General features: G+C 40.3%; 20 protein-coding genes and 1 tRNA gene. 14 read left to right on the top strand and 7 right to left on the bottom strand.

Features of this window, described 5'->3' with window-relative positions:
* Positions 1-84 precede the first annotated feature (84 nt).
* Together FCR06_RS07225 and accD are read left to right on the top strand one after the other, a co-directional pair.
* Positions 85-906 carry a prepilin peptidase gene (locus FCR06_RS07225; RefSeq protein ID WP_138498161.1) on the top strand — a complete coding sequence of 274 codons (822 nt, stop codon included), beginning with the start codon at positions 85-87 and terminating at the stop codon, positions 904-906.
* Between the two features lie 683 nt (positions 907-1,589).
* A complete protein-coding gene (gene accD / locus FCR06_RS07220; protein WP_138498160.1) occupies positions 1,590-2,540 on the top strand; it encodes an acetyl-CoA carboxylase, carboxyltransferase subunit beta in 951 nt (316 codons plus the stop codon).
* 187 nt (positions 2,541-2,727) lie between these two features.
* Here accD and FCR06_RS07215 read toward each other — a convergent pair whose 3' ends face one another.
* Positions 2,728-4,167, bottom strand: coding sequence for an MFS transporter (locus FCR06_RS07215; RefSeq protein ID WP_138498159.1), 1,440 nt, complete (start codon positions 4,165-4,167; stop codon positions 2,728-2,730).
* A 581-nt stretch (positions 4,168-4,748) separates the two neighbouring features.
* Between FCR06_RS07215 and FCR06_RS07205 the strand changes: the two genes are divergently transcribed.
* The 3 genes from FCR06_RS07205 (at position 4,749) to FCR06_RS07195 (ending at position 10,097) form a co-directional block, all read left to right on the top strand.
* Positions 4,749-6,008: an ABC transporter substrate-binding protein gene (locus tag FCR06_RS07205; protein WP_411267987.1), complete on the top strand. Its 1,260-nt coding sequence runs from the start codon at positions 4,749-4,751 to the stop codon at positions 6,006-6,008.
* A gap of 88 nt (positions 6,009-6,096) precedes the next feature.
* Positions 6,097-6,978, top strand: a complete 882-nt coding sequence (locus FCR06_RS07200) for a proline iminopeptidase-family hydrolase (RefSeq protein WP_138498158.1) — start codon at positions 6,097-6,099, stop codon at positions 6,976-6,978.
* Positions 6,975-10,097, top strand: coding sequence for a P-loop NTPase fold protein (locus tag FCR06_RS07195; protein WP_138498157.1), 3,123 nt, complete (start codon positions 6,975-6,977; stop codon positions 10,095-10,097). The genes FCR06_RS07200 and FCR06_RS07195 overlap by 4 nt, the downstream gene beginning before the upstream one ends.
* Positions 10,098-10,284: 187 nt before the next feature.
* On the opposite strand, the gene FCR06_RS33415 is transcribed toward FCR06_RS07195, so the two are convergent.
* From FCR06_RS33415 to FCR06_RS33405, 3 genes are all read right to left on the bottom strand, one after another.
* The gene (locus FCR06_RS33415; RefSeq protein ID WP_223280064.1) at positions 10,285-10,497 is read right to left on the bottom strand and encodes a hypothetical protein; all 213 of its coding nucleotides are present in this window, start codon (positions 10,495-10,497) and stop codon (positions 10,285-10,287) included.
* Between the two features lie 111 nt (positions 10,498-10,608).
* Positions 10,609-10,902 carry a hypothetical protein gene (locus tag FCR06_RS33410; protein ID WP_223280063.1) on the bottom strand — a complete coding sequence of 98 codons (294 nt, stop codon included), beginning with the start codon at positions 10,900-10,902 and terminating at the stop codon, positions 10,609-10,611.
* 201 nt (positions 10,903-11,103) lie between these two features.
* The gene (locus tag FCR06_RS33405) at positions 11,104-11,514 is read right to left on the bottom strand and encodes a hypothetical protein (RefSeq protein ID WP_223280062.1); all 411 of its coding nucleotides are present in this window, start codon (positions 11,512-11,514) and stop codon (positions 11,104-11,106) included.
* A gap of 242 nt (positions 11,515-11,756) precedes the next feature.
* Between FCR06_RS33405 and FCR06_RS07185 the strand changes: the two genes are divergently transcribed.
* The 6 genes from FCR06_RS07185 (at position 11,757) to petJ (ending at position 16,071) form a co-directional block, all read left to right on the top strand.
* Positions 11,757-12,665 (top strand): carbohydrate ABC transporter permease, encoded by a 909-nt coding sequence (locus tag FCR06_RS07185; protein ID WP_189523343.1) that lies wholly within the window; start codon positions 11,757-11,759, stop codon positions 12,663-12,665.
* Positions 12,662-13,498, top strand: a complete 837-nt coding sequence (locus FCR06_RS07180; RefSeq protein WP_138498155.1) for a carbohydrate ABC transporter permease — start codon at positions 12,662-12,664, stop codon at positions 13,496-13,498. Before FCR06_RS07185 ends, FCR06_RS07180 begins: the two co-directional genes overlap by 4 nt.
* Positions 13,499-13,891: 393 nt before the next feature.
* Positions 13,892-14,089 carry a hypothetical protein gene (locus FCR06_RS07175; RefSeq protein ID WP_189523342.1) on the top strand — a complete coding sequence of 66 codons (198 nt, stop codon included), beginning with the start codon at positions 13,892-13,894 and terminating at the stop codon, positions 14,087-14,089.
* 97 nt (positions 14,090-14,186) lie between these two features.
* Positions 14,187-14,678 (top strand): photosystem II cytochrome c-550, encoded by a 492-nt coding sequence (psbV, locus tag FCR06_RS07170; RefSeq protein ID WP_138498154.1) that lies wholly within the window; start codon positions 14,187-14,189, stop codon positions 14,676-14,678.
* Positions 14,679-15,052: 374 nt separating this feature from the next.
* Entirely contained in the window at positions 15,053-15,472 is a 420-nt protein-coding gene (gene petE / locus FCR06_RS07165) for a plastocyanin (protein ID WP_138498153.1), read from the top strand.
* Positions 15,473-15,726: 254 nt separating this feature from the next.
* Complete coding sequence (petJ, locus tag FCR06_RS07160; protein WP_138498152.1) at positions 15,727-16,071, top strand: cytochrome c6 PetJ; 345 nt, start codon at positions 15,727-15,729, stop codon at positions 16,069-16,071.
* Positions 16,072-16,290: 219 nt separating this feature from the next.
* Here petJ and FCR06_RS07155 read toward each other — a convergent pair whose 3' ends face one another.
* Positions 16,291-17,931, bottom strand: coding sequence for a hypothetical protein (locus tag FCR06_RS07155; protein ID WP_138498151.1), 1,641 nt, complete (start codon positions 17,929-17,931; stop codon positions 16,291-16,293).
* A 614-nt stretch (positions 17,932-18,545) separates the two neighbouring features.
* Between FCR06_RS07155 and FCR06_RS07150 the strand changes: the two genes are divergently transcribed.
* Entirely contained in the window at positions 18,546-19,241 is a 696-nt protein-coding gene (locus FCR06_RS07150; protein WP_138498150.1) for an esterase/lipase family protein, read from the top strand.
* A gap of 100 nt (positions 19,242-19,341) precedes the next feature.
* The gene (locus tag FCR06_RS07145) at positions 19,342-19,938 is read left to right on the top strand and encodes a cytochrome b N-terminal domain-containing protein (protein ID WP_138498149.1); all 597 of its coding nucleotides are present in this window, start codon (positions 19,342-19,344) and stop codon (positions 19,936-19,938) included.
* 30 nt (positions 19,939-19,968) lie between these two features.
* Here the strand turns inward: FCR06_RS07145 and FCR06_RS07140 are convergent, their stop codons facing one another.
* Positions 19,969-21,888 carry a cation:proton antiporter gene (locus tag FCR06_RS07140; RefSeq protein ID WP_138498148.1) on the bottom strand — a complete coding sequence of 640 codons (1,920 nt, stop codon included), beginning with the start codon at positions 21,886-21,888 and terminating at the stop codon, positions 19,969-19,971.
* Between the two features lie 328 nt (positions 21,889-22,216).
* On the opposite strand from FCR06_RS07140, the gene FCR06_RS07135 reads away from it, so the two are divergent.
* A tRNA-Glu gene (locus tag FCR06_RS07135) sits at positions 22,217-22,289 on the top strand.
* Positions 22,290-22,374: 85 nt separating this feature from the next.
* Here FCR06_RS07135 and FCR06_RS07130 read toward each other — a convergent pair.
* Complete coding sequence (locus FCR06_RS07130) at positions 22,375-22,980, bottom strand: SRPBCC family protein (RefSeq protein ID WP_138498147.1); 606 nt, start codon at positions 22,978-22,980, stop codon at positions 22,375-22,377.
* Positions 22,981-22,987 lie beyond the last annotated feature (7 nt).

Below are 22,987 nucleotides of genomic sequence, written 5' to 3'. Positions count from 1 at the left end.
TAGTCATTCGTCTTTTGCTCTCGACAAAGGACAAATGACAAACGATAAATGACAAAGGACAAATGACAAAGGACAAATGACTATATGGACATTTTGTTCGCCATCCCGGCGAGTGTAATTGTCTTTGCTTTGGGTGCATCTGTTGGCAGTTTTATCAATGTTGTTGTTTATCGGCTACCTGCTCGGTTGTCAATTCTTTGGCCACCTTCTCGTTGTCCGCATTGCTTAAACCAGCTAAAAGCCTACGACAATGTACCAGTGTTCGGTTGGATTACATTAAGGGGGCGGTGTCGATATTGCAAAAGCAAAATTTCTGTCCGTTATCCTGTGGTAGAAGGGGTAACGGGAATAATTTTTTTATTAGTTTTTTTAGTATTCAAAGCCTCGACTTTAACAATAGGCTATTGGGCTTTTTGCAGTTGGTTATTAGCGCTATCGCTGATTGATCTGGATACAATGACTCTACCCAATACACTTACTCAGTCGGGTTTGGTGGTGGGGATTTTATTTCAAATGGTGGTTGGTTTTTTACCAGAGGCTAGCACTGTAGCACTGGTAAATCACTTGATGATGGCAATAGTTGGTGCAGTATTGGGCTTATGGTTATTTGAGGCGATCGCCCTATTAGGTTCAATTGTCTTTGGTAAAGCTGCAATGGGTGCAGGTGACGCCAAGTTAGCAGCGATGATGGGAGCCTGGTTGGGATGGAAATATTTACTGTTGGCTAGTTTTATTGCCTGTGCGCTGGGAGCTTTAATTGGTAGTGGTGCAATTGTGCGATCGCATCATAAATTGGGACAAAAAATACCTTTTGGCCCTTTTCTGGCTTTAGGGTCTGTGATTACTCTATTTAGCGGTGAAGCGATTTTATCTAGCTACCTGCGGTTATTTTTTCCAGGATCATAAATTGGAATGGGGATTGAGGATTAGGGACTGGGTATTAGGAATTAAAAGCTAATATCTAATACTTAGTACTCAATCAATACTTCTCGGTTAAGGGTGGAAGGGGAAAAAGGTAAAGAAAAACTTTTAGCCCAAACCTAGTAACCTTTTGCCAAAACCTAATTTCAAGTTACAAATGCACAAAGCGAACAGTATTGAGTATTCAATACCCAATCTCCAATTTTCTCATATAATAAATTTTTATAATTTGTGACTGTAACTTGCATTACCCCATCTGCCCTTTGCATTTTGATAATATTCAGCTTGTGACTTGTATTTCCCTCTTCAAGACGATTACCTATTGGTAAGTACAACTTATAAAACAGATACTGATTGCTTATGACCCAGGAAAAAGAATAATAGATGTATCTGGGAGAGGGAGAGCATCTTATTTGGAGGTTAGTATTTGCATGGCTTTATGACTAAATTTATATAAAAAGTCCTCTAAAAAAAGAGCAAGAGACTTGTGTTGGCATAAGTATTTTCGTTAAGCTGGCAACCAAAGATGAAAATTAAGGTCTCAATTGCTTAAAAGCTTAATTTGACGCAAGCCATTACTCATCGAAAAAACAAATGGCTAATGGCTAAGGACAACCCCATACGGCTTGATATGGTTTTGACCTCTACCCACTTAAAATAAGATAAAAATGGCTAACAACGAAGAATCACGTGGTTTAAAGTCTCTATTTGATTGGTTTGCAAATCGACGGAAATCAGGGTCTACTAGTCCCGAACGCCAAGAACGTGAAATTGCTGACGGTCTATGGCATAAATGTTCTAGTTGTGGTGTATTGACATACACGAAAGACCTGAGAGCTAATCAGATGGTTTGTGTCGAATGTGGTCATCACAATCGTGTAGATAGCGATGAGCGTATCCGTCAATTGATAGATCGTGATACCTGGAAAGCTTTAGATGAGCATTTACGTCCAACAGATCCCCTGCAATTTCGTGATCGCAAACTCTACAGCGATCGGCTACGGGAAATGCAGGAAAAAATTGGCTTAATAGACGCAGTTAAAACTGGTTTGGGTCAAATTAATGGCTTGCCTGTTGCCCTTGGAGTTATGGACTTCCGCTTTATGGGTGGTAGTATGGGTTCAGTTGTGGGAGAAAAACTCACCCGCTTAATTGAGCAAGCTACTCAATGGCGGTATCCTGTAATTATTGTTTGTACCTCCGGCGGCGCGAGAATGCAAGAAGGAATGCTTTCCTTGATGCAAATGGCAAAAATCTCCGCAGCCCTACAGCGCCATCAAGACGCCCGATTGTTGTATATTCCCGTTTTGACAAATCCGACAACAGGCGGTGTTACTGCGAGTTTTGCAATGTTAGGCGATATTATTCTGGCAGAACCCAAGGCAACCATTGGTTTTGCAGGTCGGCGAGTGATTGAGCAAACCCTACGGGAAAAACTGCCTGATGATTTTCAAACTGCTGAAGATTTACTCGAGCATGGTTTTGTTGATGATATCGTACCGCGCACCCAGTTGAAAAATACCTTAGCTCAGCTGATTGCCTTACACCAACCTGCGCTAACACCACCCCATATGGTGTTATGGGAAACAATGTCCTTGACTTCAACTGCCGCAGAATAGAGCAGTCTTAGACTAGATTAACGTGAGTTAGACGAACCTCTCACTGTTTTGAACTCTAATTCAAGTCTGTCCCTCTCCCAATCAAAGAGGGACAGTTTTGCTTAGTAAAACTTGTTAAAGGTTTTTTGATTGAGTAAATTCGGCAGGCAACATATGAGTGATCAAATTCACGTTAGATTAATTCTCCTCATCCTCTGTCTGGGTCTTGGATAAACATAAGTGGAACAAGCGCCGCTAATCGAAATAAACTAGAGAAGGCGAACAACCCTAGTAAGCCTCCAGACTGATTAAATTGCACGATCAGACTGCCTATGGTTATGCCCAAAGCACCACTCACTCCAGCAACGGCAGCTGCGATTGCAAAATAAATAGACTGATTTTGAGTTGGTGCGATCGCCAATTGAATGTTATTACTGCACAAGTCAATCGCCGCCCAAGTACCTCCACCTAAGATGTGTAATAGTGGTAACCACAACCAGACATCAAAGTGATTAAACCCAATCCCTAGCCACAGCAGTGGTGTGGCTGCAACCAAAATCCCAATATAAATTAGGATGGGACGATTGCCGATTTTGTCTGCTAATTTTCCCCACAGAATAAGCATCAGCAAATTTGCCCCCGCCTGAAGACTATTGTAGATAGTCACATAGCTGACATCTAAATCCAGCGTGTCTAACATGTAGAGGTTAAAAAAAGGACTGCTGAGGTTAACAGCAAGTGTCCATAAGCTGAGATACACTATAAATCGCAAAAAGTTAGAGTTTTTCCAAATGCTTTTAGCTAATTGGTTTTGTAGAGTAGGTACATATGGTTGACAATCTAATTCAGATACACTAATAAAATGCTCGTTTTCTGTAACATCTGGCTGAATCTCATTTTTTTGAGGTAACTTGCCAACATAAGTGTTTTGCGATCGCGGATTCATATCCACTTGAAAATACTGGCATCCTAGCCCCAGAAGCCCAAAAATCATACTTAATAACAGAACTATTCCATAGCCTTGGATAACTCCTCCATACCAATGGGATATAGCTAAACCAGCTATTGGTACGCAAATCAAACTTGTGAGGCTAGCAGCACTATTGCGTATCCCAAAATACCTGCCTCGTAATTGTCGGGGAACTATCATTGCCAGCCAASTTAGCCATGATGCGGCTCCTAGTCCTGCTAAAAGATGGCTCAATAAAAGAACTAAGAGTGTTAATATCACTAACTGCTCACTATTCAACACTCCCCAACTTACGCCTGCAATCGCAATTACTAAAACCAACCACAATAGGCGAGCAATTCCGTGTGTCCGTAGTGCATAGCGAAAGCGGCTAGTGCTACTTTCTGACAAGTAAGCACCCAACGGCTGAATCACATTCACCAGCATAGGGATAGAGGACAACATCCCAAATATTACTGGACTAGCATCTAACTCCACCAATAGATTGCCAAGCAAAATCCCACTAGTACCAATGGCATAAACAGCTGCTAAGACAGAATCTACTGTGGAAGCTCTTAAACTTCTGCGAATATCATCCTTGGGAATGCGAGAAGTTTGAGAAACCGCTATTTGCGGTGTAGTGACCTGGGCAATTTCCAGATTCAGAGGCGCAGATATTTCAACTTGAACAAAATCCATAATCTTTGTTTATCGGTGAAGCATCCTGCATCAATCCAGTTTTCAAGTAATTCAGTATGCTTTTGTCGATATTGTTAATAATTCTTCATCATCTTAACTTCGTTTTTCAACAAAAAGTATAAAAAAAGTCTTAAAACAAAGATATTTATTACTTATAAGTTATATATGATACAAGTAAAGATAAAAAGTTTGATGCGAGATTAGCATATTCCGTTTGAAGTTGGTGACTGATGACTGTTGACGGTTGACTGTGAACAGTGGGATATTTTTTTATTTGTCAATGGAAGCGAAGTTATGAGGTTGATTAACGAGTATTAAAGGCTCGTTACCGAGTATCAAAGACTCATTAAAGAGTATTAAAGGCTCGTCGCCGACTATTAAAGACTCGTCGCCGAGTATTAAAGGCTCGTTACCGAGTATCAAAGACTCATTAAAGAGTATTAAAGGCTCGTCGCCGAGTATTGAATATGATTTACTTAGTGGAAAAGTTCTAGACCCGATTAAGGCACAGCCAATAAAAAATATCTCTGTGTCTAATTCCCAGTCTCTAATCCCTAATTCCCAATCCCCTTTATTTGTCAGTGATTAAAAGCAAGTTATTAAATTTTTTAGGAGTAGCGATTGCAGTGGCGATCGCTTTTATTGCTTGTGACACTTTACAATTACCAAGCAAGCACTCAGCATCTACCGCAGTTACCATTAAACTCAGTGGTTGGGGAGGCTCTATTGTTGAACAAAAGCTCTTGAGCCAGGTACTGCAAGACTTTGAAGCACGGCATCCAAATATTAAAGTCAAATATGAAGCGATTTCTGACCAATACATGGATGTAATTAAAACTCGTTTGGTTGGAGAAGCAGCGCCTGATGTCTTTTATCTGGAGTCGCTGGAAGCTCCTTTTTTAATGAGTCAAAATGTTCTTGAACCCCTAGAAGGCTACATTACTCCCGAATTTGACCTAGTGGACTTCGAGGGTAGCTTACTTAACAGCTTCAAATATCAGAACCATATTTATGGTCTTCCTAAAGACTATTCCACCCTTGCCCTGTTTTATAACAAAAAAGCTTTTGCTGCCGTGGGCTTGAGTAATCCTCCAGCGACTTGGGATGAACTACGCACCTACTCTAAGCAATTGACAGGCAAACTTAATAAATACGGCTTTGGAGAAATCCCGGAATTGGTGCGTCAGGCTTACAAAATCAAAGCTTTTGGTGGACAACTTGTTGACCAAAATGGTTACGCTACCTTTGCTGATGATGCAAGTTTGCAGGGTTTACAGTTGGTAATAGACCAGTATCAAAAAGACCGTTCCTCTGCCCAAAAATCTGATGTGGGGACAAACTCAGGTAGTGAAATGTTTGGTCAGAGTAAAGTGGCAATGGTGATTGAAGGTAACTGGGCAATTCCTTACTTAACTCAAACCTTTCCCGAAGTAGAGTTTGCTACTGCACCAGTGCCTACGATTAATAATAAAAAAGGTACAATGCTGTTGACCGTTGCCTACGTGATGAACAAGCAGGCACAGCACAAAGCCGAAGCTTGGGAGTTGATTTCTTATCTCACCGGTAAAGAAGGAATGCAGAAGTGGACAGGGACAGGGTTTGCTTTGCCAACACGTAAATCAGTGGCAAAAAATTTGGGCTATGACCAAGACCCATTGCGATCGCCATTCGTGGCAGGCGTTGATTCTGCCACACTGTGGCAGGTAGGTCAATATCCAGGGGCAATTATGAATAATTTTGATAATCAGTTTGTCAGCGCCTTATTGGGGCAACAACCATTAAAACAGGCGATGTTAGGGGCAGAAAACGCAGCTAATCAGCAAATAAAGGCGATGGACTGATTTAGGAAAGAGCGATCGCTAGTCAAAAAGGCGATCGCTACATACTACATCAAGGGTATATTTGTGTCAGCAATAAAACACACACTTCATGACTACAAATTCTGCCTTTGAAGGTTTTATCTCATTTCGCGGTCATCAGGTATGGTATCGGATTGTCAAACCAAACCAAGAAGATGCTAAAAAGCTACCGTTGCTGTGTCTTCACGGAGGCCCAGGAGTACCCCACGACTACTTAGAACCATTAGAAGCGTTGGCGGCAACGGGAAGGCAAGTTATTTTTTACGATCAATTAGGATGCGGTAATAGCGATCGTCCCACAGACCACAGCTTATATTCTGTTGATTTGTTCAAAGAAGAACTCGTTGCCGTCCGCAGCGCTCTAGATTTAAAGCAGATTCATCTTTTTGGGCAATCATGGGGTGGTTGTTTGGCGCTGGAACATGCTCTTTCTCAATCAACTGGGTTAGTCAGTCTCGTTTTAGCTAATACACCTTGCAATATTCAACAATTTGTGACTGAAGCTTATAGCCTCATGAATGAGCTGCCAATTGAAGTACAACAGGTCATTCGTAAGCATGAAGCTGAGGGTACAACTCAAGACCCCGAATATAAACAAGCAATGGAAGTGTTCAATCACTCTTTTCTTTGCCGATTAGATCCTTGGCCCAGTAGCTTAACTAGAGCTTACAGCAAAGTTGGTACAGAGTTTCGGGGTGCAGGCAAAATCATCGGGTGGAATATTCAAGAGCGTCTGAGTGAAATTATTGTGCCGACACTGCTGCTTTCAGGTCGCTATGATGAGGTGACGCCTACTTGTGTTGAAACAGTTCACCGGGGTATTTCTGGTTCTGAATGGKTACTGTTTGAAAACAGTTCGCACATGCCTCATCTCGAAGAGACAGAAAGATTCTTACAAGTCTTAGACGAATTTTTGAATCGTGTCGAAAATGAGCATCGTGCATATTTATGATCTATCCAGCTAGTTCAACGGGCGAAAGTAAGCCAATTCTCCTTAAAAAGCAAGGCAACACCAGGATTTACATATTTAAAACAGATAAACCTTGGGAACTGCCGTGTGACACTTTTGTGATTCCAGCAAGCCCCACAGCAGATTTTGGGGGGAGCTTTGCACAAGCGTGTATCGAATACTTAGGATCTCAAACCTACGAATCACTCCTAGAAAAGAGAGTAGAAAGTGCTAAAAAGTCACAAAATCTGGATAGAATCGCACCCAATATACCACTGCTAGTTCCTTTACCATCTGAGATTGTCAAGTTACTGCCCCCCCTACCTAACAAAGATGTAACTGAGCGCTTTCTCGTATTTACAACAGTGGAACCTGAACGTACTGTTGACAATGCTTTTATCGCTGCTGAGACAGTTATTCAAATGGCTGCCAAAAAAGGACTGACTCGTTTAGTTATTCCTCTAATCGGTGCTGAAGTTAATCGCCTTGATGCTTCAGAAGTCGCTGTTACTGTACTGGAAGCTATACAAAAAGCGCTAATAAATAAAAAAGTTGAAACCCAAAAAATTCAAACGATCACGATAGTAGCTCAGCAACAAGCTCCTGTTACCGCAGCCGTGGAAGCGGCGCGTCGCCTATTTCCACAAAATTATCTAGCTCAAAGACCATACAATGACTTAGCTCAAGGACAAGATCTGCTCAACATTCAAACCGAGGTTCATGCTTTAGCCGAGGTTTTATTAATGCGTGATGTTGAACCACCTCTAGCTGTTGGTATTCTGGGTGGCTGGGGTAGCGGTAAATCTTTTGTCATGCATCTCATGCAGCAAAAAATGAACGAAATTCGCAGTTTAGCTGTGAATCCAGATAAAGCATGGGACAAACAAACTGATTCTAATGGTAATGAGCTTTTTCACTACGTAGGACACATCTACCAAATTAAGTTCGATGCTTGGACTTATGCCAAGTCAAACTTGTGGGCAAGTTTGATGGAAACCATTTTCTTTGAATTAAACCGCCAACTAACGCTAGAAAAACAATTAAAAGATGCAGGAGTTGATCCTTTAAATGGAGGACAAATTTGGGAAGTATTGAATGATATGTCAGATGAAGAGAGACAGTCTTTGATTACAAAAAAGGTTGCACAGCGAAAATGGGATGAAACTTTATCTAAGGCTGAGTTAGAAGATCAACTTTTTCAAACTTTAGACAATATAAAAGAAAAAGAACAAAAAGATTTAATAGCAAAAGAGAATATTCTCAATCATGAGCAGGTAGAATTAGAAAAAACAAAGAACCAAATTAAAAAACAAGTTACTGAACAGACTTATAAAGATGATGCTCTCAAACCTGTTGAAGAAGAATTGAAGAAGTTATTAGGGACAAAATTTGATGATTTTCAAGACCAATTACGAAAAAAATATGTAAATCAAATAGAGATAGATTATGACAATATTGATTGGATAAAATCTAAAATTGAGAAAATTAAATTAACCCAATTAATTAGTGTTCATAGTTTAACAAAATGGGCACAGACAAACTGGAAGCTCATTTTCGCCTGTTTTTTATTTACTCTACTCTCAATTTTAGCTCCTATTCTACTTTCCAAAATCACAATTACAGACAATTTAGTTTCTAAGCTAACAGCTGCGTTTGCATCTCTTGTTCCAGCTATTGTTACAGCGCAAAGTTTATTAAAAACATTACGAAATTGGTATGAACTACTAGAAAATAGCTTTGATAGATATAGAAAAAGATTAGAGGAACTTAGAGAACAAAAAATTAAAGATAAATTGAACAATCCAGAAATAAAGCAAGCTGAAGAAAGGATTAGGCAACTCAAAGTTAAAGTTGAAGAACAACGCCAACGCTTAACTACCATTAAAGATTTATCATTTGGGGATTTTGTGAATGCCCAATTGGAGAAGGGATTATATGGCAAGCGTTTGGGTTTGATGCAGCAAGTGAAAAGTGATTTAGCAAATTTATCTCAACAACTATCACTCCCATCTAAAACAAATTGTGAGAGATATATTAAAAAAGTAGAAAAACTTAAACCTATTTTCCCTAGAGGGCCAGTGCGGGTTGTACTTTATATTGATGACCTAGACCGCTGTCCACCTGAACGGGTAGTAGAAGTGCTAGAAGCAGTCCAACTTCTAGTAAAAACACCTCTATTTGTCGCAGTACTAGCGATAAATGTACGCTATATTACACGAGCTTTAGAGAAAGTTTACGCAGGAATTTTAAACCGCAATGGTGAACCTTCGGGTATGCACTACATTGAAAAAATTATTCAGATTCCTTATCAAGTAAAACCTATAGAATCATCAGCTTTAGAAGGCTATTTACGCAAGCAAATGCAAATAGATTTTGAAGATGAGGTTCCTGAAAATCAGGTTGAGCCTAGGGAAAGTCGACCATCATATGATGATACCCCGGATAGTAGAAATTCTGGAATGAAAAATGGACAATCTCAAAATATAATAAACCCATCTATTCCAGAAGATGAACCAGACTCATTACCACCACAGGCGATTAAATTCTCTAAAACAGAGTTTAATATTGTACTTAAATGTTGTAAATACATTGACTTATCACCCAGATCTCTTAAACGACTAGTGAATGTTTACAAGCTAATTAAAATTATTTGGTTTCGCTCTAATCAACAGATTCAGGCAAAAGAAAATCAGGATTTAATTACCGTGGTTATCTCATTCCTAGCAATGTCAGGTAGATATCCAGACATTATGCGTAGTGTATTCGACCAACTAAAGATTCATATAGAGGAACTAGAAACACAAAAGGAAGCAGAAACAAATAAGACGTTTAAAAACTTTTTAACCAAATATTTGGCTAACTATCAACACCCATATAATGATAGCTATTTCCGCCAAGAATATAAAAGGTTTTGTGATGATGTAAATACATTACTAATACCAGTTAACCTAATGCTAGAGCAATCGGTATTAGAAACATTTAATATTATGCGTTCATTCTGTTTTATTTGTGATATAGGCTACGATCCGCGTGACTTTATTTCCACTGCTGCATCTCATCACGAATCAAACTCTATTTTTTCAAGAGGTGATGAATCTTTTGATAGTCTTGATTCAAAATAACCTGATTACATTTATGTTTTTCTAGAAAAATAGACAAATTGAAATATAGGCGATCGCCATTAACTCTATACTTCTTAGTAGCAGCTTGCAAATATTAAAATATACCATATTCTTCAGTTATTTTCTAACATTGCCAAAAAGAGCGATGTCTACGACAGGCTACGCCTACGCCATTTTTATTCAGCTATTAATCAAATCCCCATTCGAATTGGTATTCTTCATCATCTGAAATATCTTCATCTATTGTTTCTTCATCTTTTGAAGTCAACTCTACTTCACAGCCGATATGAGATAAATCATATCCTAGACCTTCCAAGGTTTTAATAGCAAAATACTTAAGATAGATATATTCTTTACTTTCCTGCTGCCACTTTAGTGTATAAAAATGAGCGGCTTTCATTTTCAGCAATAACTGTGATTCAGCTTGGATTTGAGCCTTTTGTAATTCGAGAAAATAATTCCGTAAAGATGCATCATTTTCCTCTATTTGATAATAGGGAAGTTCCAGCAGTCAACGGAAATGGTCATAGACTTCTTCTTTATATTTGATAGAGGCTTCATTTGGATATTTACACTTGAGAGTAAAAGTAAAAGGAATTTTCTGGACAACTCTATCTACCAAGTATCCTAAAGCATCTTCTTGTTGATGAGCTTGAATTTCTAATAGCGATGGACAATKAAATAAAATAAAAAACTGTTCAGAATTATATTTATTGGCATATAACGATATCTGTTCAAACTGCTGGTCAAATTTTTCAGAATCAAGTAATTCTAAACCAGTATTACCTAAGATAATGCTGGTCATCGTTGAGCCAGAGAACTGAAAAATATTAGCATCAGAAATAGAATTTTCTTGCTCATTTTCACAATCTTCGTCTGAGGTAATACTGGTAGTAATTTTCCTCTAGGCATTTTTGGGTATACTATTACTACAACTATACTGATATTTTCTAATTAATTCATAATTAAAGATTTTGACAACAATATCACAGAAGAAATCATCTACTTAGGGAATCAAAAATGTACCCACTGGTTGGTGAGAATCTAAACAGGCTTGGAATCGTTCATATTCTTGTTCAGATCCAAAATCAAATAAGTAGTAGAAAAAATAATGCTTAACTGAAATCTTGTCTCTTAGTTTGGCTGAAATTAATTGAGAGTTAGCTATTTCGCTAATTGGTTTTACACCTTTAATAGAAATAGCTATTTTTGTATCTAATGGAATATGCAAATCTAATATCGGATTTGCACAAAGCCCCAATTCATCAAGAGCAGTCTGAAAATCATTTAGGAATGATTGGCTTCTACGCTGGTAGCCTAACTGTTCTATGATAGTTTTGACTCGTAGGCTTTTTTTGGTTTTACCAGTTCTTTGGAGTTCATTTTTAATCGAACGCAAGTAGGCTGTATATGTCATTTTGTATCCTATTGCTTGAGTAGGGTTAATTAGCATTCCCAAGGAAACTAAATATATAGTTCTCTAAGTTATATATCCAGCTAACTCACGCAAACGATGTCTGTTGGCAAGCTTATGTCTACGATTTGCAAACATAAAGACTCATTTAATGAAGCTAAATATTTTTATAGAAATACCAAAAATAATCATCCACCACTCATCGCTACAGTCGGATTAGTGTGGGATAAATCGGAGGTGCAATAGTGTTTGAAATCAACAGGCGGCAAAGTAACCCCAGGTGGAACATTACAGAAGATTTGGCTGGGTATATATTCATGACGCCTACCATTTTAGTTTTAGGAACTTTTGTAGTCTTACCCATTCTCTGTGCCGTTTTTCTTTCCCTACAAAAAGTTCAACTTTTAGGCGGTATTCAGTATGAGTTCATTGGTTTTCGGAACTTCACGCGATTGGTTGAAGATGAACGGGTTTGGATTGCTTTGAGAAATACTGCACAATATGTAGCCGTTGTTGTGCCAACTCAAACTGTTCTGGCTTTAATTTTGGCGGTAACTCTCAATTCTGGGATTCGCGGTAAAAACTGGTGGCGCATTCTCTACTTTTTACCAACAGTTACTTCTTCAGCAGTGCTGACGCTGATTTTCATGTGGATTTATAACACCGATGGGTTACTAAACGATTTTCTGGCTTCTGTAGGGCTACCTACTTATAACTGGTTGGGTGACCCAGCAGTTGCCCTCAAAGGCATTATGATTATGAACATTTGGTCAACAGCGCCGTTTTTCATGGTGATTTACCTGGCGGCGTTGCAGGATATCCCTCAAACAGTGTATGAAGCCGCTGAACTCGATGGCGCAAATGGATGGCAGCAATTTATTTACATTACTATTCCTTTGCTCAAGCCTGTAACTTTCTTTGTAGTAACAATGGGAGTGATTGGCACTTTTCAATTATTTGACCAGTCTTACATTTTCTCTAGCGGTACTGGTGGGCCAAATAACGCTACCTTAACTATGGTGTTACTAATTTACCAAGCTGTATTTCGTAATTTACAGATGGGATATGCTGCGGCGATCGCCTTTTTATTAACAGCAGTAATTATTACCATCACTTTAATTGGGCGGCGGCTTTTTGGAGGTGAACGGATTTGACTAACATCTCTGGCTCATCCTGGCTGAAAGTGTTGTTGTATATTTTGCTGACACTATATGCCCTGATTACCCTCATTCCCTTCCTCTGGGCACTTTCAGCATCATTTAAGCCGCTAACAGAAATTGTCAGCAGTGAACCCAATTTTTTCCCAAAAAATTTTACTCTCGACAACTACAGACAAATCTTTTTACAAGAACCTTTATTTTGGCGTTGGCTGTTTAACAGCGTGGTGATTGCCGTCAGTGTCACTATTTTAAACTTGTTGTTAAATTCAATGGCGGGTTATGCCTTAGCCAGACTGCGCTTTGTCGGCAAACACTTTTGGTTCTTGCTAATTTTGGCAGTACTGGCAGTACCAGGGCAAATTACTTTAATTCCGACATTTTTAATTTTAAAAGCGATCGGCTGGCTGAATTCCTATCAAGGGATGATTGTCCMCAGTATGGTCAATGCTACCTTCATCTTCATGATGCGGCAGTTTTTCGTTAATTTTCCTCAAGAATTAGAGCAAGCAGGCCAACTCGATGGCTTAAATTCCTTTGGAATTTTCCGCTATATTGTCTTACCTTTGGCAAAACCAGCACTAGCAGCCCAGGCAGTTTTTGTATTTATGGGAAGTTGGAATAATTTCTTGCTGCCTATAGTTATCCTATTTGACCCAGAAATGTTTACCTTACCTTTGGGGCTAAATACCTTTAAAGGTCAATATATCAGCTATTGGAACTACATTATGGCAGCTTCTATGATATTTACCCTGCCAGCTTTAAGTATTTATGCCTTTTTTAACCGCTACTTCATTCAAAGTGTCACTTTTACCGGGGGAAAAGGTTAACTGTCAATACTAAGCAACAGGCTTGAAAGTTTCTCAGTGTCGGGGTTTGACCATGAGGTTATGTATTAACATAGCTGGCAAGTGCTATATCAAACTTTAAATTTCAAGCTCAGAGGTTCAATCGCGACAGTCATCCTGGCGGGATAGACTTAAACCTTCTGAGCAATAAATTAGGTATGGGGCATTGGGAGAAAGTAGGGGCGCCAGGAGGAGAACGAAAAATTACTTTTTTGCCCTCTACTGCCTACTCCCTGCCCCTTGCCTCGCTATTGCCCCATCTGCTCATTTCCCCACGCCCCATCCCCCAAACCGTATTTTGGGCAACAAATTGCACTCCTAACGTGATATTGGTATTACAGCGACTCAATCTCTATCTATCAGTTAACAAGCATTATGGGTTTTGCAAACCTATCAATCGCAGAGATAGCAGCCGACTACAGCATGACTGTAGAAAAATTGTTTTCTCTCGATAACCAACTCTTAATTGCCGACAAACACCAAAAGAGCCGTTTGGCGTTAGAGGATGCAAAGGCAATTATTTTCCGAATATCGTCTGAAATACGCCAGAAAGGTTGGGGACTCGGTGGGTGATACCGAAGTCACCTCAAGGGCTATTTCCGGCTTGGGATATGGAGATTGAGCATCGTTTTATTAGCTGTGTTGAGCGTCAAAATCTTTAAGGGGAAACATGTTTAGAAGACTAATTGGCGTTGTTGTGGCTACTGTTTTACTCACGTTTGGGTTGATTGTCGGTAACGCGACAGCAGTGGAACTGGACAAAACTACCCGGACAGTGGCATTAAACGATCAAGGTGATACTACCGTACTTAGCCTCAAACAAGTCAAAGAAGGCAAACGCTTATTTGCTTACGCTTGTGCCCAATGTCATGTTGGTGGCGTTACCAAGACTAACCAAAACGTGGGACTAGAACCAGAAGCTCTGGCATTAGCAACACCAAACCGTAATAACATCGAAGGTTTGGTGGATTACATGAAAAATCCCACTACTTACGACGGGGTAGAGGAAATTTCCGAATTACATCCCAGCACTAAGAGTGCAGATATTTTCACAGAAATGCGAAATCTGACGGATGATGATTTAGTAGCGATCGCTGGTCATATTCTTGTGCAACCCAAAGTTGTTGGCACTAAGTGGGGAGGCGGAAAAATCTATTACTAAATCCCTGAATTAGTACTTAGTGTTGAGTCCTTGGGGATTGGGTATTGGGTATTGGAGGGCATAGAGTATTGGGTATTGAAGGGATAAGTTAGACAAAGCCGACTATTCTTTTCTCCTAACTCCCCAGTCCCCAATCCTCAGTCCCCTGTTTTCATCCAAAAAACATAAAAATTTTTGATTTTAGCATTTACCCTTCATTTACAGAGTTTTTTAGGCTATAGCAGTCTAGTATTTATGACTGATTGAGGGCACAGCTTTTTGTTATAATTTTCCGCCCATTCTTAAAAAAAATTCTATCTATGACATATTGTCATATTTGGCGTTGATTTTATTTAAAATGAGAAAGGAAAAAAAATCTTTGTTAGGAGAGAGTCATGAAATTTATTTCGGCAAGCTGGCGACGCCTAAGTTTAGCTGTGTTGACAATCCTTTTAGTTGTTAGCAGTTTCGCTGTTTTTACTCCCAGCGCTGCGGCTGAAACATACAAGGTAAAACTTGGTACCGATAAAGGAATGCTGGCATTTGAACCGAAAAAGTTGACAATTAAGCCAGGTGACACAATTGAATGGGTGAACAACAAAGTTCCCCCTCATAATGTTGTCTTTGATCCTGCGAAAAACCCATCCAGCAGTAAGGAATTAGCAACATCTCTGTCTCACAAGAAACAGTTGATGAGTCCTGGTCAAAAGGTAACAACCACTTTCCCCGCAGATGCACCAGCTGGTGACTATACTTTCTACTGCGAACCTCACCGTGGTGCTGGGATGGTTGGTACAATCACTGTCCAAAGCTAAAAACATCGTCGTTGAGACTAGATGATTTTTTCAGTTTTTCTCAATGAAATCAGCTTGTAAGCAACACGCCACACTCTCAGAGTGACCCACACAATGGATAATGGCGGTAACGAGTTATCTGCCTACCTACGACATTAAGGACTATGTCGCAACGGAGGGGAAACTCGTTACCGCCAATTTTGATCGAATCTGACTTTAATCAGTGATTAATCGCGTTTATACTCTTTCTGGAGGCTTATTGCGAGGAAATTCTCTTGAGAATACTTTTATTAATTTTGCTCTTAGCGATCGCCATATTCAAATTAACACTCATTCCCCCAGCATTAGCTGCCGAAACATCCAATGGGATTAAAATTTTTGAGGCTAACTGTGCTTCTTGCCATATCGGTGGCGGTAACATCCTGATTAGCGAGAAAACCTTGAAAAAGGAAGCATTGTCAAAGTACCTAAAAAATTATGACCTCGACTCAATTCAGGCGATTATCTACCAAGTGCAGAATGGTAAAAATGCTATGCCTGCCTTTAAAGACAAGTTAAGCCCTCAGGAAATTCTAGAGGTAGCTGCTTACGTTTTTCAGAATGCAGAACAAGGTTGGTAAAGAAGCTAAAAGCTAATCACCTTAGTCAATAAGCGCTAGATTTCTCAACTGAGTTTCTAATATCTAAGACTTCTCGCTAATTTCTACTTTTGATGTCAAAGATAAATAAAAGTAAAAAGACAAAACAAAGAATAAAAAAGATTCCTCAGACACATTAATTTATAGAGATTCTTTTTTACTTTTTATTTTATCTTTTTACTTTTTAATAGTCAGTGACTATTATTGTGCATTAGAATTCTGTCTGTTTTCCTTCACTTGGCGCAACTGCTGTAGTAATTGTTGCTCTGATTTAAGAGTAGATGTGGGCTGATTTTTATTAACTCTTGGCAATGATAACGGTTCAGAAGTACTAGCTGCTGGTGAAGGTGCGAGTTGGTTGTTTCTAATCAGTATCTCGGATGATGGTTTAGAAGTAGCTGCTGGTAAGGTCTGAGGTTGATTGCTATTGAATTTTGGTACAACTAATGGTTTAAGAGTACCTGTGGGCAAGGACTGATTATTTGGGATTTGCAGCGGGGATGATGGTTGTGCAGTACCTCTAGTGGGTGAGTTCCTATTGGCTCCTGGCACAATTAATGGTTTGAGAGTATTTGCGGGTAAGGACGCAGGCTGACTATTTCTGATTGGCGCTTCTGATAATGGCTTAGAAGTAGATGCTGGCAATGGTGTCAGCTGATTGCTATTAACTCCTGGAGCCAATAAAGGGAATGGCTTTTGCTGTTGACTAGCTCCAATTGTATTATTTTGGAAAACTAGATTAAACGGATAAGAACTAATTTTTTTATCTCCCTTGGGGGATTGTTTGCTAAAGTATTCCCTTGCTTCTGTTCGCAATTCTGGCGAGAGTAACTTGTCTTGGAACTTGATATCTAACACCTTGCCATCGGGATCTACCACTAACATGCCCAAAACAGCTCCTTCCAGATTCGGCTTTTCTGTGGCTAGTGTTTGTCGAATAACTGGTTTTTGTTGGGCGTTGGGGTATTGTTGCTGGACTTCTTTTCTTAAAGCATTGTAAGAATCCAGTTGAGCTATTGCCTGTTGAGTTCCTTTGGGCGATAAATCGCTTGACTGAGGGTTATTGACTCTAGTTCCGATTAAAATATTCCCGCTTGGAGTTTGTCTTATAGAATTGATCGGCGGATTTTGAGCAACTTTAGACGCATCATCACTAGGTTGCGTTATTTGGGGAGTTGGATTTACCTGTGCTGTTGTAATCGGGGCAGTATCAGAAAGGTTCTGAGATTGGGCATTTTGGAGAATGTCATCAGGTATGTTCTGCGACTGCAATTGTGGCAACCTATTTACAGGTAGCGGTTTAAGTGCTTCGTATTTGCGATCATTCTCAGTCAAACGAGGAACTTGAGGAACTTGAGGAACTGATGGCGAGAATTTTGGGCTGTTATTGAATTTAGAACTGTCAAATTTAGAAGCGTCAAATCCCATATTATAACTAGGAATCGTCCGCAAAGACTGTCTTGTCGGCATTGAGGAAACCCGATAGTTATTTGCGGATGGAGGTAGGGGAGGGAGTACTAGCTGACTTGATGGCGGTGATCCCAATGAAGGTAATACAGTCTGGGCGGTAAAATTCGGTGGAGAAAGTGGCGCTATTGGCGGTAATTGTTGTAAACCAACTTGGGGCGTGCTTTGCGGCAGACGGCTTTGGTCGGCTTGGCTCAATTCTAAAAGTCCGACTGTTTTTGATGATGCCGTCTGTTGGGGCTTGGTAGAGTCTATGGGCATCAATGGTACAATCATGGCGATCGCACCGTGGATACCAACAGAGGCTAAAGCTGCTATCCCAATCGGTTGGCTAATGATTTCTGGTATGTTTTTCAGCAGGGAGACGTAAGACATAGCGGTTATCGTTCACTCGACTCAATTGCAGTTGATTAACAATTTTCTTTTTCAGACTAGATTTTCAACAGATGCGTGCCTCTAAGGAAATAATAACTTCCTCTACTGGCAGTTCAAATGCTCGGGTTGTGATTTACTCAACTTTTTTATTTCTTAAATGCTGTATCATTTCTTCCAGTTTTGTTTACTCAAGATGATATTTGAACAATTAGTATTTTTATTTTTTATTGTTATAAGACCACAATTGAAAGTAATATCTCAGATATTTATCAAGTTTGAGATATCTTACAAGTCTGACTAGATTGCAACATTTGCTTAGGTAGCATGACTTTTTCTCCTGTTTTTCAGTCAACCAAGATTCCGTAACAAATGGCACACTAACTCTTGATAGACTACGCCCTTTATCAAAATAGTACCACATCAGTCCCTGCCAAAACTGTTGTAAATTGTACTATTTTATTGACATTCTAGCTTTTAAACTCATCTATTAGGTATTTGGGTTTTGTTCTTAGGAATGAGGAAGTAAGACAATGGTAATTTGAGCTTCTAACTTCTAATCATTATTGATTAAAAAATTTCAAACCTTCAATCCTTGTAGCCAAACAAAATTTCAAATGCCGCTACCGACAGTTATTGTGCCTGGATATTTAGAAAGCGCGATCGCTTACCGCCAACTAGAACAATCTCTACAGCAGTTAGGTTTTCCCACCGTCACAGTACCACTACGACGACGTGACTGGCTGCCCACGATTGGGGGAAGATCTGTAACGCCGATTTTGCAACAACTTGATGGCACAGTCCAGAAGATATTGCAGCAATATCACCCTAATCAAATTAACTTGATTGGTCACTCAGCTGGAGGTTGGATATCGCGTATCTATATGGGAGAAAAACCCTATTTAGCACGCGGCAATCTCAAACCATCTCTTTGGCAAGCCCATCCCTTGGTTGCTACTTTGATCACCTTGGGCACACCCCACATTAGCCAAGAACGCTGGACACGCTCGAACTTGGATTTTGTTACCAAAAACTATCCCGGAGCTTTTTACAAAAACGTTCGTTACGTATGCGTAGCAGGCAAAACTATCTTTGGACAAAGACGGCGCGGTAGCTGGTTAGCTTACAGTAGTTACCAATTAACTTGTGGTAAAGGTAACACTTGGGGAGATGGAATCACGCCTATTGAGGCAGCTCAGTTGGAAGGTGCAGAAAATATTGTGATTCCAGGTGTGAAGCATTCTCCTAGAAGTCCTGGCATTTGGTACGGCTCACCAGAACCCTTAAAAGCTTGGGTGCAATATTTAATTTAAAAAACTTTATTTTTATATAAGAAAAGCAAAATATATTAAAATTTATTCGCTAGAATAGTAGTAAGAATAAATACCTACTTAAGAACAGGAGGGGTGAGCCATGCAAAGCACCCAGTTCGATAGGATTTTGCGACGAGTAGCAACGATATTATCAGTTGTAATTCTGACTCTGTGCTTAATTTACGTTTCTAGCGGAGTTTTGCTTTCTTTTTACTACGAACCGACAGCAGGCGGTGCTTATAACTCCTTAAAGATGATTAATACCCAACTGCCATACGGGTGGTTGTTTCGGAGAGCGCATGATGTTGCTGGTAACGGGCTAATTGCCATCGCTTTGATTCAAATAGTAGTCATGTTCTTGAGTCGACAATTTCGCAAGAGTTGGCTGACAGCTTGGATTAGTGGGATTTTGTTTACCTTGAGTGCGATCGGGCTAGATTGGACAGCGATGATCTTAGACTGGACTCAAGAAGGATATTGGCGTTTTAGCATCGAGCTAGGAACTATCGAAGCGATTCCTTTAATCGGTGGGCAACTGCGCGACATCCTCACAGGTGGTGGAGCGATTAGCACAGTTACTATCGAACACCTTTACACGATACACACTTATCTGATTGCGATGACGACAGTAATTCTGTCCGTAGTGCATTTATCTGCTTTAGTCTGGCAGGAATGGCAACAGAGTGCTGAGTGTTGAGTGTTGAGTTATAAATTCTCCCCATCTCCCTCATCTGCCAGCACTTTCACTAGTGGAAAGCTCAGATAATTGACCTAAGGGTAAATCTTCTACCTCTGGTAACTTTTCTAAAGATAGAGGAGTGGATTGGGTAGCGCCAGATAAACGTTTTAAAAGGCTAGGTCTGGGGTCATGCAATAGGTAGATAATGCGATCACCAATTTCCCACTCTTGGTTAGCTGGTATTACCTGTAAGCGTTCTTCTCGTTCTACCAATAGCGGTATTAGTACCCCAGTCCGAATTTTCTCTTGAATGCGATCATATTGAGTGGAAAATTCCAACTCATTGAGCGTAGTTGTCCCCAACTTGACTCGCCCATCATTGAGATATTCATTCCAAGTCTTAATGGCTAAGTCTGGGACAAAAGCTTGATTAACTTTATTATGGGCTGAGCTACTCGCTTGAGGATCGCGGGGAAAAACTGCTAACACACGAGGCGGACTAAACTCTTCAGCTGCTCGTTGAGCTAAAACGAAATTTACCTCACCATTATTTGTCATCGCCAAAAAAGTACCCATAGAGGCAAGTCCAGCTTCTTCCAAAACAGCCGCATCCAAGCCACTACTAGCAATCACGCGCAGATTTTGTGCCTCGGCTTGTACAAGACATTGGGGGTCAGTGTCAATCATCACTACGTTTTCTTCCCGCTCTTGAAAGAACCGGGCAATTAAAAGACTCAAGGGATTACAACCCACAATCACTACCCCAGTTGCGTCTTTCGAGGTAATTTCCAGGAATTTAGCAACCCAGCCAGCCGTTAGCCCTTGGCAGACAACAGTCATGATAATTGTCAAGAAGACTAAAGCTTTAATGGAGTCACCGCCATTGACACCCCGCTGTGTTAACAAAATCGCAAATAGAGAAGCAACGGAGGCAGAAACAATTCCTCTAGGAGCAACCCAGCTTAAAAACAATTTCTGTCGCCAGTTTAAGTCACTGTTCCAGGTACACAACAGGATATTAATCGGGCGAACGACGAACATTAATACCAAAACAGTGAATAAACTACCCCAACCCAAAGCAAACAGAGTGGCGATGGATAGGTCAGCGGCTAATAGGATGAACAGTACCGAAACGCTAAGAATTGTCAGCTGACCCTTAAAGCTTCTTAACAAACGTTCTTCTGGGACTGAGGAGTTGGCAAACACTGCTCCAGCAACTACTGTTGTCATTACTCCTGATTCACTGCGGATCATTTGCGATAAGGTAAACAGACTCCAAAGTATCGCCAGCACAACTAAGTTTTTCAGCTCGAATGACAGAAAACTGGCGCGTTTAAAAATCAAACTCATCAGATAACCGCCGGCGCCGCCTATTGCCGCACCAACACCTAGCCGCATCAGTAAACCCACGATCGCATTGATTGGGCCAGCATCGCCGTTCAAAATCGTATCGAGGACAACGAAAGCCAGAATTGCTCCTACAGGGTCAATTAAAACCCCTTCCCCTTCCAAAAGTGTTGCTACCTGCCGATCTACATTGATTTGTTTGAGCAGAGGCCCAACCACGGTTGGGCCTGTAACCACGACTATAGAAGCATAGAGAAAAGCTATGTTCCAAGGAAATTCACCCAGCCAGTGAGCAGCCATACTCCCACCAAGCAGTGTGATTAGGGTTCCGAGAGTGACGAGCAATTGTAAGCTGACTGAAACTCTACCTAACTCTCGCAGATCTAAATTGAGTCCACCTTCAAATAAAATTATTGCCGTTGCTAGGGCGACAATAACTTCTAGCCCAGTGCCTAGCAAATGAGGGTGCAACAGTCCTATGCCATCAGAGCCAAACAGGATGCCCAATAGCAACAACAAAACGATGCTGGGTACTCGAAAGTATGCAGCCAGCACTTGGGCGCTAATGCCTGCAAAGACAGCGATCGCCATCTGGAGGGTGATTTCAAAAGATGCTTCCATGTTCGAGATTTTGAGCTATTTATTTCAAAATCTTTTGTAAAAAACCGTAGATTACTAACTCTACAGGGTACAACATCATACCCTTTCTCCTTTCCAGAATTTTACGTTTTTTCTATTTAACCATCCACTAAAAATAACAGCGCCAGACGTTAAGGCACCCTGCCTAAAACTGCACAAGCACCTACAGACTTGTTTTTGTCTATCCATGTCTTGTGTATCCTCTTTAAACTTTTGCCTCCACCCAGTTTAGCTGCCACCAAGTTTCTTTGGCAAAAACTGTTGACATTGTTAAGGAAATTCGTTACCTTATAAAAGGTCTGAGTCTTACGCCCCCATCGTCTAGAGGCCTAGGACACCTCCCTTTCACGGAGGTAACGGGGATTCGAATTCCCCTGGGGGTACTAAAAAATTAAAGTATAAAAGCGCTGTTTGGCAAAAGCTCATCGTAAAAACTATCGTTCAGGAGTGACTTTGAACAGTATCTAGTCAATCAAATTTTTTGTTGGCTAATCCTTCTACACGTTGGTAAATAGCCAGAAGATTTAATCTCAAATCTTTACTCAGACGATTTTCAATGATTGACACGGGCATAGTGAGTTTAGGCCAAACTTGAATTGTGTAGCAGAGATTAGTTCCTATCAGATCGCCAACGAAGTAAGGCTCTAAGCACCAGCTACCCGAGAAATCTTTAAAATCTCCTTCTACCATGCGAAAATTAATTTTTTTTGGGAAGTATTCTTCAAGATCCAGAACTACCCGCGCACAAAAGTTGAAATTTAGTAAGCGCTGGGAACCTATTTGCTCGAGTCGAATACCACCACCAGGATGCTCGATCAAACGACTTTTAGCAAGGTTAGGAATAAAGTCAGCCAAGGCCTCATAATCTGTTATAACCTGCCAGATTTGTTCCATTGGGCGGGGAATTTTGACTTTAGCACTGATTTGCCGATGTCGCTGTGCTAATTTTTGAATTTGAACTTCAACTTTAGCCAACAAAGCAACTGCATCAGCAGCCAAATCAGCTTCTAAGTTGATCTCATCAGTGGAAAACTCGAAATCAAAGTTCTGTGTTGTGTTAGGTTCTTGAGTCACTTTATAG

Origin of the sequence: Nostoc sp. PA-18-2419, from assembly GCF_005869855.1 — a bacterium.
Taxonomy (GTDB): domain Bacteria; phylum Cyanobacteriota; class Cyanobacteriia; order Cyanobacteriales; family Nostocaceae; genus Nostoc.
Note: the sequence above shows the minus strand (reverse complement) of the source record. Positions and strands in the feature narration are given on the sequence as shown.

What these genes read in the sequence shown, in the direction of transcription:
- FCR06_RS07155 (WP_138498151.1), bottom strand. Translation starts at nt 17,931, where the DNA reads ATGTCTTACGTCTCCCTGCTGAAAAACATACCAGAAATCATTAGCCAA.
- FCR06_RS07225 (WP_138498161.1), top strand. Translation starts at nt 85, where the DNA reads ATGGACATTTTGTTCGCCATCCCGGCGAGTGTAATTGTCTTTGCTTTG.
- FCR06_RS07150 (WP_138498150.1), top strand. Translation starts at nt 18,546, where the DNA reads ATGCCGCTACCGACAGTTATTGTGCCTGGATATTTAGAAAGCGCGATC.
- FCR06_RS07175 (WP_189523342.1), top strand. Translation starts at nt 13,892, where the DNA reads ATGGGTTTTGCAAACCTATCAATCGCAGAGATAGCAGCCGACTACAGC.
- psbV (WP_138498154.1), top strand. Translation starts at nt 14,187, where the DNA reads ATGTTTAGAAGACTAATTGGCGTTGTTGTGGCTACTGTTTTACTCACG.
- FCR06_RS07145 (WP_138498149.1), top strand. Translation starts at nt 19,342, where the DNA reads ATGCAAAGCACCCAGTTCGATAGGATTTTGCGACGAGTAGCAACGATA.
- accD (WP_138498160.1), top strand. Translation starts at nt 1,590, where the DNA reads ATGGCTAACAACGAAGAATCACGTGGTTTAAAGTCTCTATTTGATTGG.
- FCR06_RS33415 (WP_223280064.1), bottom strand. Translation starts at nt 10,497, where the DNA reads ATGAAAGCCGCTCATTTTTATACACTAAAGTGGCAGCAGGAAAGTAAA.
- FCR06_RS07195 (WP_138498157.1), top strand. Translation starts at nt 6,975, where the DNA reads ATGATCTATCCAGCTAGTTCAACGGGCGAAAGTAAGCCAATTCTCCTT.
- FCR06_RS33405 (WP_223280062.1), bottom strand. Translation starts at nt 11,514, where the DNA reads ATGACATATACAGCCTACTTGCGTTCGATTAAAAATGAACTCCAAAGA.
- FCR06_RS07140 (WP_138498148.1), bottom strand. Translation starts at nt 21,888, where the DNA reads ATGGAAGCATCTTTTGAAATCACCCTCCAGATGGCGATCGCTGTCTTT.
- petE (WP_138498153.1), top strand. Translation starts at nt 15,053, where the DNA reads ATGAAATTTATTTCGGCAAGCTGGCGACGCCTAAGTTTAGCTGTGTTG.